At 66.9% G+C, this 13,610-nt stretch carries 12 protein-coding genes; 5 read left to right on the top strand and 7 right to left on the bottom strand.

Annotated elements, in window-relative coordinates:
• Positions 1–78: 78 nt before the first annotated feature.
• On the bottom strand, positions 79–633 hold the full coding sequence (locus OHQ90_RS29950; protein WP_328403173.1) for a hypothetical protein: 555 nt from the start codon (positions 631–633) through the stop codon (positions 79–81).
• A 353-nt stretch (positions 634–986) separates the two neighbouring features.
• Entirely contained in the window at positions 987–1,874 is an 888-nt protein-coding gene (locus OHQ90_RS29945; protein WP_328403171.1) for a peptidylprolyl isomerase, read from the bottom strand.
• Positions 1,875–2,229: 355 nt separating this feature from the next.
• Between OHQ90_RS29945 and hisS the strand changes: the two genes are divergently transcribed.
• The 3 genes from hisS to OHQ90_RS29930 all read left to right on the top strand — a co-directional run bounded on the left by hisS (position 2,230) and on the right by OHQ90_RS29930 (position 5,394).
• Positions 2,230–3,507 (top strand): histidine--tRNA ligase, encoded by a 1,278-nt coding sequence (gene hisS / locus OHQ90_RS29940; protein WP_328403169.1) that lies wholly within the window; start codon positions 2,230–2,232, stop codon positions 3,505–3,507.
• A 42-nt stretch (positions 3,508–3,549) separates the two neighbouring features.
• Positions 3,550–4,206, top strand: coding sequence for a hypothetical protein (locus OHQ90_RS29935; protein ID WP_328403167.1), 657 nt, complete (start codon positions 3,550–3,552; stop codon positions 4,204–4,206).
• Between the two features lie 189 nt (positions 4,207–4,395).
• Positions 4,396–5,394 (top strand): malate dehydrogenase, encoded by a 999-nt coding sequence (locus OHQ90_RS29930; RefSeq protein ID WP_328403165.1) that lies wholly within the window; start codon positions 4,396–4,398, stop codon positions 5,392–5,394.
• Positions 5,395–5,413: 19 nt separating this feature from the next.
• Here the strand turns inward: OHQ90_RS29930 and OHQ90_RS29925 are convergent, their stop codons facing one another.
• The 4 genes from OHQ90_RS29925 to OHQ90_RS29910 all read right to left on the bottom strand — a co-directional run bounded on the left by OHQ90_RS29925 (position 5,414) and on the right by OHQ90_RS29910 (position 10,639).
• Complete coding sequence (locus tag OHQ90_RS29925) at positions 5,414–6,496, bottom strand: 2-oxoacid:ferredoxin oxidoreductase subunit beta (protein ID WP_328403163.1); 1,083 nt, start codon at positions 6,494–6,496, stop codon at positions 5,414–5,416.
• Positions 6,493–8,430, bottom strand: coding sequence for a 2-oxoacid:acceptor oxidoreductase subunit alpha (locus OHQ90_RS29920; RefSeq protein WP_328403161.1), 1,938 nt, complete (start codon positions 8,428–8,430; stop codon positions 6,493–6,495). Before OHQ90_RS29920 ends, OHQ90_RS29925 begins: the two co-directional genes overlap by 4 nt.
• Before the next feature lie 142 nt (positions 8,431–8,572).
• A complete protein-coding gene (locus OHQ90_RS29915; RefSeq protein ID WP_328403159.1) occupies positions 8,573–9,589 on the bottom strand; it encodes an Rv2578c family radical SAM protein in 1,017 nt (338 codons plus the stop codon).
• A 45-nt stretch (positions 9,590–9,634) separates the two neighbouring features.
• Positions 9,635–10,639: an NAD-dependent epimerase/dehydratase family protein gene (locus OHQ90_RS29910; protein WP_328403157.1), complete on the bottom strand. Its 1,005-nt coding sequence runs from the start codon at positions 10,637–10,639 to the stop codon at positions 9,635–9,637.
• A gap of 219 nt (positions 10,640–10,858) precedes the next feature.
• Here OHQ90_RS29910 and OHQ90_RS29905 point away from each other — a divergent pair, with 219 nt between their 5' ends.
• The gene (locus tag OHQ90_RS29905) at positions 10,859–11,188 is read left to right on the top strand and encodes a type VII secretion target (protein ID WP_328403155.1); all 330 of its coding nucleotides are present in this window, start codon (positions 10,859–10,861) and stop codon (positions 11,186–11,188) included.
• Positions 11,185–12,846 (top strand): hypothetical protein, encoded by a 1,662-nt coding sequence (locus OHQ90_RS29900; RefSeq protein ID WP_328403153.1) that lies wholly within the window; start codon positions 11,185–11,187, stop codon positions 12,844–12,846. The genes OHQ90_RS29905 and OHQ90_RS29900 overlap by 4 nt, the downstream gene beginning before the upstream one ends.
• Positions 12,847–13,052: 206 nt before the next feature.
• Here the strand turns inward: OHQ90_RS29900 and OHQ90_RS29895 are convergent, their stop codons facing one another.
• Positions 13,053–13,568: a hypothetical protein gene (locus OHQ90_RS29895; protein ID WP_328403151.1), complete on the bottom strand. Its 516-nt coding sequence runs from the start codon at positions 13,566–13,568 to the stop codon at positions 13,053–13,055.
• Positions 13,569–13,610: the final 42 nt, after the last annotated feature.

The raw sequence follows: 13,610 nt of genomic DNA, 5'->3' as shown, positions 1-13,610 counted from the left end.
GAATCCTGAAGGCGCAGCGGACATACCGGTCCGCGGAATGACGAAACGCCCGCTGGATCAGCGGGCGTTTCTCGTGGCTTACTGTCGGACGCGCTCCAGGCCGCGGGATTCCTGCTCCCGGCCCCTGGCCGCGGTCGCTCGAGCCTCTTCATTACGGACGCGGACCGCTTCTTCCGGTGGCAGCGCCTGCCCGACCTCGATGAGCATCCGTACTGCCGCCAACTCCGGTGAGATGCCGATCCTGGCGAGGTGGGCCGCGATGGCCGTGCGCCGTTCGGCGGAGTCGTAACGGACGAGCGGCTTGGCTGCGGCGGAGGCGGTGGCGGCCATGCGGCTGGCTTCGGCCTGTGCCGCGAATCGGTCCTTCTCCAAGGAGATTCCCTTGGCGGGCACCGTTTTCTCGACCATTCTGGCCAGTTCCAGGTTGCGCGGATCTTTGGCCTTGGCGTCGCGAGCCTCACGGATCTGAAGCTCTCTGGCTTCCTTGTTGCGGGCCTCGGTGACCTTGACGCGCGCTTCGGCTTCTTTCTGACCACGTTCACGGGCCCGCAGCGCGACCAGGGTCGCAAGCTGCAACATAGTCTTTACCATGGCCGCGGTTTCCCGGCCGATGTCGTCCAGTTCCTCGGACATGGCTGCTCCCCGATGCTGCAGTGATCACTATGGATGTTGTGGTGCTTCGTCACGGACACCGCCACGCGAACTGTAGTCCGTCGGACGCTGCCCCGCCTGCAAACGCGGACACCAAGAGTGCTCGTGGCGTGGCATTCCCCCAGGGGGATCATCCTGTTTCAGGGTGTGACTGCGCTACGGGAACTCCTTGTTTCGAGATTACCCGAGAAAGCTCGACACAACCGTACGGGCGTGCCGCTTAACAGCATATATCGCACAATTCCGGCACGTAGCGCAAAGCGCCGGAGGATCTTCTGTTTTAGCTCACCCTTACCGGATGATTAGGGTCGCCTACCCTGGCCGGTTCGGATGACTCAGTCGAGGCGCATCGAGGAGATGGTCACGGGAAGCTTCGGCTTGCCGTCGCCGGGGCCGTTCGCGTTGTCCTGACCACCCTTGGCGATCTTGTCCAGCGTCGCGAGGCCGTCCTGGTCGACAGTGCCGAAAATGGTGTATTGCGGCGGCAATTCGGAATCGCCATAGACGATGAAGAACTGGCTGCCGTTGGTGCCGCCGCCATCGGGGCCGGGGCCCGCATTGGCCATCGCGAGCACGCCGCGCTTGTAGGCGACCGGCTGCGATTCCGCGGCCGGATCGCCGGGCGCGTACTGATCGGTCGGGTATTCGTTGGCGAATTCGTAACCGGGACCACCCATTCCGGTGCCGGTCGGGTCACCGCACTGCAGCACCTTCAGGCCCTCGCCCGCGGTCATGCGGTGGCAGCTGGACCCGTCGAAGTAGCCCTGGCTCGCCAGGCTCGCGAAACTGTTCACGGTGCAGGGTGACTCGGCGTTGTTCAACGTGAGGCCGATGGGGCCCTGGCTGGTTTCCATGCTGACACTCAACTTGGCATTGGGGCCGTCGGTCAGGATGCCCTCGGTGCGCGGCTTGTTCACCGGCTTGTCCGCGGGCCGCTGGCCGTCGCGGTAGGTGCAGTTCACCGAGGCGGGCTTGGCCTGCGCGGCAGGCGGCGCCGCAGCCGAGAGCGAGGCGTCCTTGGTCTCGGACGCGGCGTTGTTCTCGCTGTCGTCGCCACGGGTCAGGAAATAGACGCCGGTGACCGCCGCGACCGCGACGACGACGCCGAGCACAGACCCGGCGATCGCGAGTTGCTTGCGCTTGCGCGCCCGATCGGCCCGGTTGGCGAGCTGGCGTTCCAGCTTGCGTTTGGCCGCTGCTCGCCGCTGTTCGTTGCTCGGCACTACCACGTTCCTCCCGTATCCGTTACTTCCGGAATAGAACACCCGAAATGCGGCGATTTCGCAGCATGCGTGTGTTCATGCGGCCACCATACCGTCAGCATTCCGGCGGCCACGAAGCGCTTTGGCGCGACCGCGTGCGATGGGAGTGTCATGCGCGAGAGTGCGCCGCAGCTGTCCAGCGTTCCGTCGGTCTCGCCGAAGGCGGAGCCATCCCAGCGTGTATAGCTCTGCTACGCCGGACGAAGCCCGCCGAGAATATAAGGCCCGGTGCAAGCGACCGGAGTTGATCATGCCGCGGGCGCGCAAGGCTAACCGGTTGGACTTGACGGGCGGTGGTGGTGGAAACTGGACAATCGTGACCAAGACCAGCAGCTTCTCCGCCCCGAAGGGGGTACCGGATTACGTGCCACCCAGCTCGGCCGAGTTCGTCGCGGTGCGCGATGGCCTCATTCGCGCCGCCCGCCTCGCCGGGTACGGGCATGTAGAGCTGCCGGTCTTCGAAGACACCGAACTGTTCGCGCGCGGTGTCGGCGAGTCGACCGATGTGGTGAGCAAGGAAATGTTCACCTTCTCCGATCGCAGCGATCGCAGCGTGACGCTGCGTCCCGAAGGCACCGCCGGCGTGATGCGCGCGGTGATCGAGCACAGCCTCGATCGTGGCCAATTGCCGGTGAAGCTGGTCTACGCGGGACCGTTCTTCCGGTACGAGAGGCCGCAGGCGGGCCGCTACCGGCAGCTACAGCAGGTCGGCGTCGAGGCGATCGGTGTCGACGATCCGGCGCTGGACGCCGAGGTGATCGCGATCGCCGATGCCGGATTCCGCGCGCTCGGCTTGACAGGCTTCCGGCTCGAGATCACCTCGCTCGGCGACGAGACCTGCCGCCCGCAGTACCGGGAACTGCTCCAGGAGTTCTTGTTGAAGCTCCCGCTCGACGAGGAGACCAAACGGCGGGCGCAGATCAACCCGCTGCGCGTGCTAGACGACAAGCGCCCCGAGGTGCGGGAGCTCACCGCGAACGCGCCGCTGATGATCGATCACCTGTCGGAATCGGCGAAGACGCACTTCGAGCAGGTGCTCGGCTACCTCGACGCGCTCGGTGTGCCGTACGTGGTGAATCCGCGCATGGTCCGCGGCCTGGACTACTACACGAAGACGACCTTCGAATTCGTGCACGACGGTCTCGGCGCGCAGTCCGGCATCGGCGGCGGTGGTCGCTACGACGGCCTGATGGCCGAACTCGGTGGTCAACCGCTGTCCGGCATCGGCTTCGGTCTCGGAGTCGACCGCACCGTGCTCGCGCTGGCCGCGGAGGGCAAGTCGGTGGGTGATCCGGCGCGCTGTGAGGTCTTCGGGGTGCCGCTGGGTGACGCCGCCAAACAGCGCCTCGTGGTGCTGTCCGCGCAGTTGCGCGCCGCGGGCGTCCGGGTGGATCTGGCCTACGGCGGGCGTGGTGTGAAGGGCGCGATGAAGGCGGCCGACAAGTCCGGTGCGAAGCTCACCCTGGTTCTCGGCGACCGTGACCTGGCCGAAGGGACGATCGGCATGAAGGACATGGCGACCGGTGATCAACGTCAGATCCCATTGGACGAGACGGTTACCGCCGTCGTGGCCGTGCTCACCCGCTCCGAGTAGTACGGTGCCCGGGTACACCGCCACCCGTACGAATGTGTTGCCGTGACTGTAGAACCGTCGAATCCCGGGGATTCTCAGCCTGTTTCACCGGTCGGACTCGACCTGGTCGCGCCGGAGACGTATGCCCCCATGCTGCGGCGACTCGCACTCGCCGCAGTGGGGGTCGGAGTCGGCGCCGCACTGTTGGCGGCATTGCTGGTGAGCTGGCCGATCGCGGTGCTGATCGGCTTTGTCGTCGGCGCGCCCACCGTCGGGTATGCGATGGCGTTGCGGCGGCGGCGAATGTGGCTGGCCGGGACCACGATTCACGCGCGGCGATTGTTCGGTGCGCGGCGCGTCGACATCGCGGCCGCGACCGGTGTCGAGATTCTCGTCTTTCCGGCCCGGCTCAGTCGCATCGTGCTGCGGGTGACTGCGGGAGCCGACACCCAGATCATTCCGCTGGCGATGTACACCGACACGGGCAGTGGCCGCGAACTACACCTGATCGGCCTCCGCAAACTGGCCGACGCTCTTGCCTCGTGCCCATTGGCTGCGGCCGTTGCGGTTTCGTCGATGCTGGTCCACCAGCTCCGCGCCGAGGCGCGCGACGCGGGGCTCGAGGAGCGGCCGCTGTATCGGGCCGTGCAGATGGCGCGGGAGAAGGACTATGTGTCGCCGATTGTGCTGACCGACGGCGAGGTCGCGGCGTTGTGCTGACCTGTGCCGGCTCCCGCGAAGTCCGGGGCGTCGCTCGCCCGAACACGGTGAGAATTGCCGAGGGTGAACCACGCGTGGATGCCCAGAGCTTCGGTAGGGCAACTGTCTGGTAGCTCACCACCGGGGCTCGGGAGCGGTGAGACTCGATAGGGTGGGGTTCGAGTGTCCGCCTACCGCAAGGAGTTCGTCGTGAGCACCGCGCCCGTCACTGTCGCTGTTACCGGAGCTGCGGGGCAGATCGCCTATGGTCTGCTGTTCCGGATCGCGTCCGGGGCGATGGTCGGGGCGGATACGCCGGTGCGGTTGCGATTGCTGGAGATTCCGGCCGCCGTCGCTTCGCTGGAAGGCGTGGCGATGGAACTGGAGGACGGCGCGTTTCCGCTGCTGGAATCGATCGACATCAGCGACGACCCATGGGTGGGTTTCGAGGGCGCGAATGTGGCGTTGCTGGTCGGTGCGCGGCCACGGACAGCGGGGATGGAGCGCTCTGATCTGCTGAACGCCAACGGGCCGATCTTCACCGATCAGGGTGCGGCGATCAATGCCAGCGCCGCCGACGATGTGAAGGTGCTCGTGGTCGGCAATCCCGCCAACACCAACGCGTTCATCGCGATGAGCAACGCCCCCGACGTGCCCGCCGAGCGCTTCACGGCGATGACTCGCCTCGACCACAATCGGGCGATCGCGCAGTTGGCCAAGAAGACCGGCGCGTCAGGATCCGACATCGCCCGCGTCGCGATCTGGGGCAATCACTCGGCCACTCAGTACCCCGACATCACCCACGCTACGGTCGGCGGTCGGCGCGCCCTTGACCTCATCGACGATGCGGCCTGGTTGCGTGCGGAGTTCATCCCCACCGTGCAGCAGCGCGGCACGGCGATCATCCAGGCCCGCGGCGCTTCGTCGGCAGCCAGTGCGGCCAGCGCCGCCATCGACCACATCCACGACTGGGTGCTGGGTACCCCGGACGGCGAATGGACGTCCATGGCCGTCCCGTCCGATGGCTCCTACGGTGTGCCCGAGGGCATCATCAGCTCGTTCCCGGTCACCTGTGCCGACGGCGAGTACACCATCGTGCCGCGCCTGGAACTCGACGATTTCTCCCGCGCCCGTATCGACGCCAGTGTCGCCGAGCTCGAGCAGGAACGCGACGCGGTCATCGACCTCGGCTTCGCCAAGCGCGCCTGACGCCTGCCGAGCTGGTCCGCTACTCGCCGATGGTCCAAGTTTCGGAGCCGTTGAGTAGCGATTGCAGCGAATCCTGATCTAACGGTTTACGTTCGCGGGCCATCGCGGCCTGGGCGCGGACGCCGTCGTCGTAGGTGGGACGGGTGACGGCGCGGAAGATGCCGGTGACCACGTGGCCGAGGTCCTGGTCGGAGAGGCGGGAGAGGGCGTAGGCGTATTCGGGGTTGTCGGTGTAGGCATCGTGCACGACGATGTCGGACGCCGCGACGGCGTCGGTGCGGGCCACTTCGAGGGCGAAACCGTTGCGCACCACCGCGAATTCGCCATCGGCGCCGAAGCGGATCGGCTCGCCGTGCCGGAGCGGGATCAGCCGGGATTCGGCGTCGCCGCGGCGCAGCACATCGAAGGAACCATCGTTGAAAATGGGGCAGTCCTGCAGGATTTCGACGAACGAGGTGCCACGATGATCGGCGGCGGCACGCAATACCTCGGTGAGGCCGGGGCGGTCGGAATCCAATGCGCGCGCGGCGAATCCGGCCTCGGCACCGAGCGCGACCGACAGTGTGTTGAACGGGTGGTCCACCGACCCCATGGGGGTGGATTTGGTGATCTTGCCCGGTTCCGAGGTCGGCGAGTACTGGCCCTTGGTGAGGCCGTATATCCGATTGTTGAACAGCAGGATCGTCATGTTCACGTTGCGTCGCAGCGCGTGGATGAGGTGGTTGCCGCCGATGGACAGCGCGTCGCCGTCACCGGTGACCACCCACACCGAGAGATCAGGGCGTGTCACCGCGAGACCGGTGGCGATGGCGGGTGCGCGGCCGTGGATGGAGTGGATGCCGTAGGCCTCCAGGTAGTACGGGAAGCGACTGGAGCAGCCGATCCCGGAAACGAACATCAGGTTCTCCCTGCGTAACCCGAGTTCGGCCAGGAAACTGCGCACGGTCGCCAGGATCACGTAGTCGCCGCAGCCGGGGCACCAGCGGACCTCCTGATCGGAGGTGAATTCCTTCACCTTCTGCGGACCGTCGGCGGCCGGCACGCCGGACCGCCCGGTCAGGCCCAGATCTGTTCCGACAAGCGAGGTTTCCAGGATGGTCATTCGTTGCCCCCGATGCTAGTGGCGCGGTAGGTGGCCCCCGCTCGCGCGGCGAAGGCCTTGTCGTTTTCCATCTCCTCGATCGAGCCGTCCAGCGCGGCATCGATCACCCCGACGAGCTCCTGGGCGGCGAACGCGGTGCCCGCGATCTTGGTCCAGGGCTGCACGTCCACCAGATATTTCGCGCGCAGCAGCATCGCCAGCTGGCCGCCGTTCATCTCCGGCGTGACGACGGTGCGATAGCGGCGCAGCACGGCACCGAGGTTGGCGGGCAACGGATTCAGATGGCGCAGGTGCGCCTGTGCGACCGGGACGCCGCGACGGCGGGCCCGGCGACACGCCTCACCGATCGGCCCGAACGAACTGCCCCAGCCGAGCAGCAGCAGTTCGGCGCGCTCGTCGGGATCGTCGACCTCGACATCAGGAACGGCGATCGCATCGATCTTGGCCTGGCGCAGGCGCACCATCAGCTCGTGGTTGGCCGGCTCGTAGGAGATATTGCCGCTGCCGTCGGCCTTTTCGAGTCCGCCGATTCGGTGAGCGCGACCCTTGGTGCCCGGTACGGCAAGCGGGCGAGCGAGGGTGTCGGGGTCGCGGGCGTAAGGCTGGAAGCCGCCCTCCTCGTCCGCATCCGGCTCGAACGCCGGATCGATCGGCGGCAGCTCGGACACGTTCGGAATCGACCACGGTTCGGAGCCATTGGCGATGGCGCCGTCGGAGAGCAGCAGCACCGGGGTGCGGTAGGTGAGCGCGATCCGTGCGGCTTCTACGGCGGTCGCGAAACAGTCGGCGGGGGAGCGGGGCGCGAGCACCGCGACGGGGGATTCACCATTGCGGCCGTAGAGCGCCTGCAGGAGGTCGGCCTGTTCGGTCTTGGTCGGCAGCCCGGTGGACGGGCCGCCGCGTTGCACATCGATGACCACCAGCGGCAGTTCCGTCATCACCGCGAGTCCGATGGTTTCGCTCTTGAGCGCCAATCCAGGGCCAGAGGTGCTGGTGACCCCGAGCGCGCCGCCGAGCGCGGCACCGAGCGCGGCACCGATACCGGCGATCTCGTCCTCGGCCTGGAAGGTGGTGACGTCGAAGTTCTTGTGTTTGCTCAGCTCGTGCAGGATGTCCGAGGCGGGCGTGATCGGGTAGGTGCCGAGGAAGACGGGCAGGCCGGCCAGCTGTCCGGCGGTCACCAGTCCGTACGCGAGTGCGGTGTTGCCGGTGATCTGCCGATAGGTGCCCGGCGGCAGCGCCGCGGGGGCGACCTCGTAGGTGGTGGCGAAGGCCTCGGTGGTCTCGCCGTAGTTCCAGCCGGCGCGCAGTGCGAGCAGGTTCGCCTCGGCGATATCGGGTGTGGCGGCGAACTTCTCCTGGACGAACTGCTCGGTGCCGTCGATCGGGCGGCCGTACATCCATGAGATCAGCCCGAGCGCGAACATGTTCTTCGCGCGCTGGCCGTCTTTCTTGCCGACGCCGGTGGGCTCGGTGGCGCCCAGGGTCAGCGAGGTCATCGGAACCCGGTGCACCACGAAATCCGACAGGGAGTCGTCATCGAGGGGGTCGGTGGCGTAGCCGACCTTGGCCAGGGTGCGTTTGGTGAACTCGTCGGTGTTCACAATGACGGTGGCGCCGCGCGGCAGGTCCTCTACATTGGCCTTCAGGGCCGCCGGGTTCATCGCCACCAGCACGTCGGGCTGGTCGCCCGCGGTGAGGATGTCGTAGTCGGCGATCTGGATCTGGAAGGACGAAACGCCCGGTAGCGTGCCCTGTGGCGCGCGAATTTCCGCGGGAAAGTTGGGCTGGGTGGCGAGGTCGTTGCCGAATGCGGCCGCTTCGTGCGTGAAACGGTCACCCGTGAGCTGCATTCCGTCCCCGGAGTCCCCGGCGAACCGAATTACGACCTTTTCCAATTTCGCTGTGCCGACATCATTTTGGTGCGAAACCATATGCCTGCTTCACTTCCTCGTCGGTGAGAGGGTGCCAATGGCCAACCTACTCCGCCGCGCAGGCGATTGAACGTGAAGCGCGCGGTCCGATAGGAATTGTTCGGTGCGACCATGGTGAGCAGGTGCTCGAGGGAAATGGCGCTCAGGCGAACAGGGACAGTTGTTCGTCGGTCGTGGGCGGGCGCTGTGGCGGCGCCTGCGGTTGCGGAGGTTGCTCGCGGGTCAGGCCGTGCTGTTGCAGCAGCGGCCGGGTGCGTTCGCGCAGCCAGGTCGAGTACTCGGGCGTGACATAGGCGCCGCGGCCGTACAGCTGCCGGTAGCGGCGCAGCAGCGCTGGGTGGGCTTCGGCCAGCCAGCCGAGGAACCAGCCGCGGGTGCTGCCGCGCAGGTGCATCGGGAACGCGATGGCCGAAGCGGCTCCCGCTGCGGCGATCTCGCCGAACAGCTCGTCGAGGTGGGCTTTGCTGTCGGTGAGGTAGGGAATCACCGGCGCCACCATGACATTCACGTCGAATCCGGCGTCGGCCAGTGCACGCACCAGGTCCAGGCGCGCCGTCGGTGACGGCGTGCCCGTCTCGAGACTGTGGTGCAGATCGAGGTCGAGGATCGCGACGGACACCGCCACACTCACCCGAACCTGGCGCGCCGCCAGTGTCAGCAGCGGCAGATCGCGGCGCAGCAGGGTGCCTTTGGTCAGAATGGAGAACGGCGTGCCGGAATCGGTGAGTGCGCGAATGATTCCCGGCATCAATCGATATCGGCCCTCGGCGCGTTGATAAGGATCGGTATTGGTGCCGAGCGCGACCGGTTCCTGATGCCAGGACCGTCTACCGAGTTCCTTGCGCAGCACCGCGGCGATATTGGTCTTCACCACGATCTGCGAATCGAAATCGCGGCCCGCGTCCAGCTCCAGATACTCGTGCGTGCCGCGTGCGAAGCAATAGCGGCAGGCGTGCGAGCAGCCGCGCATCGGATTGATCGTCCAATGGAACGGTAGGTTCGCACCCTCTGGCATCTTGTTCAGTGCGCTTTTGCACAGCACCTCGTGAAAGGTGATGCCGTCGAATTCCGGTGTTTGCACGGTGCGCACGAAGTCGGCCCGGTCCAGACCGGGCAAGGCGCCGTCGTCGGCGTCCAGGGTTTGGCTTTGCCACCGCACCCCTTCAGTCGAACATGCGTTCTAATGCATGTCAAGCGACGAGGGTCAAGCGATCTGCCTGGTGTTGGGCGGCGTCAGCTGGGCCGGAGCGGCGAAGAAGGTCACCAGATCGCGCACGGTTTCGTCGATGGGGCGCGGTTGGTAGTCGATTTCCCGCGTCGCTTTGTCGTGGTCGACGATGGGCGCCGAGAGCAGTGCGCCGAGTGCGGCGCGCGACATGATGTCGGTGCCGAGCATCTTGCCGATCGGCTCCAGCACCGGAATGAGGCCGCCGACGAGGCGGGGCGAGATGGTGAATTTCGGGCCCTTTTTGCCGCCGTGGCCTGCCGCGAGGCGACACAGGTCGAGCATCGAGATCATCGATCCGCCGAGCAGGTAGTTCTCGCCGGTGCGCCCGCGCTCCGAGGCAAGGATCAGGCCCTGTGCCACGTCGCGTACGTCGACGAGGTCGAAGCTGCCGCCGATCATCGCGGGCACCCGGCCGCGCGCGGCGTCCTTGAGGGTGCGATTGATGCGCGAGAGCGGGGTGCTGTGGTCTACCGGGCCGAACACGCCGGTGGGATTGCAGATCACCGCGTCGAGGCCCTTGTCGATCACCTTGCGCAGTTCGACCTCGCCCGCCCATTTGGAGCGGTCGTAGACGGGCAGGCTGTCCGCGGTGGAGCGCGGTGAGCCCTCGTCGATGCGGCCGCCGCAGCTGTACTGGTTGAAGGCGTGGATGGAGCTGGCATGCACCATCCGGCGCACGCCGAGGTCGAGCGCGGCCTCGGCGACCACGCGGACACCCTCGGTGTTCACCTTCCATGCCAGGTCGTTCTTCTCGGCCAGGGTGATCACGGCGACCAGGTGGTACACGATCTCCGCGCCTGCGAGCACGGTGTGCATCGACTCCGGATCCAGCACGTTGCCCGACATCCAGGTGACGCGGGGATCCGCGGGGCCCTCGGGGACCACGCGGTCGATGGCGACGACTTCGTGCCCGCGCCCGACGAGCAGGCTGAGCAGGTTCGTGCCAAGGTAGCCGGCTGCGCCGGTCACTGCGACCTTCATGGCACCGAGAATATAGAACTTGTTCTAATTTGCAACACGTTCCAGTTCCTTCTCGGCGGCGATCGGTTCGTTTCCGGGGGCCTGTTGGGCTCGAAACTTGCCGGTAGGGTCCGCTATATTGGGCCCATCCGTGGCGGCGTTGTCGCTCGGGCAGGGAGTTGACGTACGACCGAGCCAAGTGCACGAAACTGATGTTCACGATGATTGGGGGGCAGCTCGATGAGTGATTTCTCGATGGATACCGAAGGGGTTGCGGCATTCGCCGCGACGAATGCCGGGATCGCCGGTGAGATCGCGGGGGCGGGCAATTTAGACGCGGTCGGCAATGTCGTCGCGATGACGCCGGTCTTCGGATTGATCGGCGCCGACTATCTGGTGGCGTTCGCCGCCGCGCAGGTGTTGCAGGCCAGGGATATCAATGATCTCTCGGGGAAGTACGCCAAGTTGTCGGAGGCCACCTTCAGCACGGTTGCCACCATCAACAGCACCGATCTCGGCAACGCGGGCTCGATGGCGTCGCTCGGCAACCAGATCGGAGGCGCGGTATGAAGCCACTGGACACGGCGAATTCGGGTGTCATCGCACCCGCCGACCAGACCGCGAGCGCGGTCGATCACGCCGCGGGCGCAGCACAGCAGTCGGTGATCAACGCCGCGCAGAGCGCACCGTCGCAGGGTCTGATCGACGTGCCGTTGGGGCAATTGCCCGCCGACATGCCGCCGATCGAGGCGCCCGAGTTCTATCTGGCGCGCAAGATCAGCGAAGACTCGCAGACCCTCGGCGCCGCCCCGGCCGGGATGCCGGGCCTGTCCGGCAATCCGGCATCCGACCCGAACGACATCCTCGCCGGCATTCCGTCGGACGTGTCGAGCATGCTCGACAGCGCCAACGCGGCGATCGGTCACGCAGCGGCTCCCGTCCTCGGCGCGGCGCAGGGCGTGCTCGGTCAGGCCCATGGCGCGCTCGGTGGTGGCGCTGGTGCGGCGGCTGCCGCAACTCCGGCTGCCGCGGCAGTGCCGGATATATCCGCACTGCCCGCACTGCCCGCCGATCCGGTCGCGGCGTTGATGAGCGGATTGTCCTTGCCCGCACTGCCCGGCGTCGACATGCTGTTCAAACCGATCCTGGATCTGCTCGGCAGCTTCGGCACCGGCATCCTCGGCGCCATCGACCCGACCAAGATTCTGGCCGAGTCCTCCAAGGTCATCGAATCGGCGATGCAGGTAGGCAAGGGCAGCATGGCGACCGTCGACCAGCTGTGGCAAGGGCAGGCAGCGCGCAATGCGCAGGTCGCGGGACAGAAGGCGAACACCGAGGGGCAGGACACCAGCCAGCGCGGCTTCGACATCTCCGATCTGACCACGAAGGCCGCCGCAGTGGTGCAGCAGGGCAACGTGCAGCTGACCGGGATCGCGACCTCGTTCGCCACCCAGGCCGCTGCGCTCGCGCCGCTGATCCTGACCCCGCCCGCGCAGGCTTCGCTGATCGCCACTGCCACCGAGCATCTCGGGCAAGCGGTAGGCGTTGCCAATGCGACCCGCGGCGACCTGGCCGGCAAGACGGCCGAGCTGACCGGCCTGGTGAACCAGCTGATCGCACCGGGCGGTTTGCCGCAGCCGCAAGAAGTGGCGCAAGCGGTGATGCAGAACATCGGTGAGCCGATCATGGCTCAGGCCCAGGAAGTCGCGCAGGACACCGGGACCAAAGCGGCCAGCGCGCTCGACACGGGCGGCTCAGGTCTCGGCGCCTCGACGAATCCGGCCTCGGCGAGTCCGAGTTCGCCGGGCGCAGCGGGCTCGCCGAGCGGCGCGATCGGTTCGCCGAGCCGCTCCGGCAGCCCGAGCCGTTCCGGCTCGCCGAGCAGCCCGAGCTCACCTTCGACGCCGAAGGCGGGTGGATTGCCCGGCGCCACGGTGCCGCCCGCGCTGCGGCCGGTCGCGGGTATGCCGGGTTCGTCGCTCGGTTCCGGCTCGAGCACCACCCCGGCCGGAGCAGGCAACTCCAACTTCATGGGCGGTGGCGCTCCCGCCGCGGCAGGGCAGCGCGGCAGTGACAACGACGAACACTCGCGCAACGTGGACCCGTACCAGAGCCGCACCGGCAACGACGACCTCACGGGGCCGCTCGGTGAGTCCACGCCGGACGTCATCGGTGCGACGCATTCGGACGAGATGGTCAGCTCCGACTACGAGCAGGACCAGTTCTGAGCCGGCGCCGGCACGGCATCTCGCGATAGTGCCTACCTCCCGGCCGCGGGAGGTAGGCACAGTTATCGACGAGCTGGGTGGTCGGCCAAAAGCTGGACGGAACCCGCCAGGTTTCCTCGGGCATGGGTGGGAACACCGTTTGCCATCGGAACGCTACCGGCCGCCGTCGCGAGAATTGGGGAGGCCGGTAGCCTCGTGGACTGCGATCAACCCTGCACGAAGGAGTCCACGAGTTTGCGGTACAGGTCGCCGAAACGTTGACGTGCGGCCTTCTGCTCGCTGGTCAGGCCGTCGGTGAGATCCGGGGCATACATGATCACGTGCACGTCCTGGTCCGGCTGCTGCGGCATGACATCGATGATCTGGGTGCCCTGATCGGTGGCGCTCGGCATGCCGAGATCCAGCGTCGCCAATGCCCTGATCTCGGCAAGCGCCGCGTTCAGCACAACCGGCGAGACCGTCCCGTTCAGTCGTTGCGGCGGCGTAGTGGGGACCCGATCGGCGGCCGTGGCGTCCGGCGTCTTGATCGCGCGGCCGTCGGGGTACACCTCCAGCGCCGGGCGCAGGTCGATGCGGCTCTGCCAGCCGCTGGGCATGGTCGTCAGCGTGAGCAGGGCGACGGCGGGCACCGCGGGCGTTGGTGCATCCGGTGCCGGCTCGGCCGAGGCGACGCCCCAGCTGCCCGCAAGTGCCACTACGAGAATCAGCAGTGCCGATGTCATTTTTCGCATGAAATCCCCATCTTCGGTGTGCCCCGGGCAATT

This window comes from Nocardia sp. NBC_00403 (assembly GCF_036046055.1).
Taxonomy (GTDB): Bacteria; Actinomycetota; Actinomycetes; order Mycobacteriales; family Mycobacteriaceae; genus Nocardia.
Note: the sequence above shows the minus strand (reverse complement) of the source record. Positions and strands in the feature narration are given on the sequence as shown.

Coding starts and splice junctions, on each gene's coding strand:
- OHQ90_RS29920 (WP_328403161.1), bottom strand. CDS start 8,430: ATGGTTTCGCACCAAAATGATGTCGGCACAGCGAAATTGGAAAAGGTC.
- OHQ90_RS29925 (WP_328403163.1), bottom strand. CDS start 6,496: ATGACCATCCTGGAAACCTCGCTTGTCGGAACAGATCTGGGCCTGACC.
- OHQ90_RS29900 (WP_328403153.1), top strand. CDS start 11,185: ATGAAGCCACTGGACACGGCGAATTCGGGTGTCATCGCACCCGCCGAC.
- OHQ90_RS29905 (WP_328403155.1), top strand. CDS start 10,859: ATGAGTGATTTCTCGATGGATACCGAAGGGGTTGCGGCATTCGCCGCG.
- OHQ90_RS29910 (WP_328403157.1), bottom strand. CDS start 10,639: ATGAAGGTCGCAGTGACCGGCGCAGCCGGCTACCTTGGCACGAACCTG.
- OHQ90_RS29950 (WP_328403173.1), bottom strand. CDS start 633: ATGTCCGAGGAACTGGACGACATCGGCCGGGAAACCGCGGCCATGGTA.
- OHQ90_RS29895 (WP_328403151.1), bottom strand. CDS start 13,568: ATGACATCGGCACTGCTGATTCTCGTAGTGGCACTTGCGGGCAGCTGG.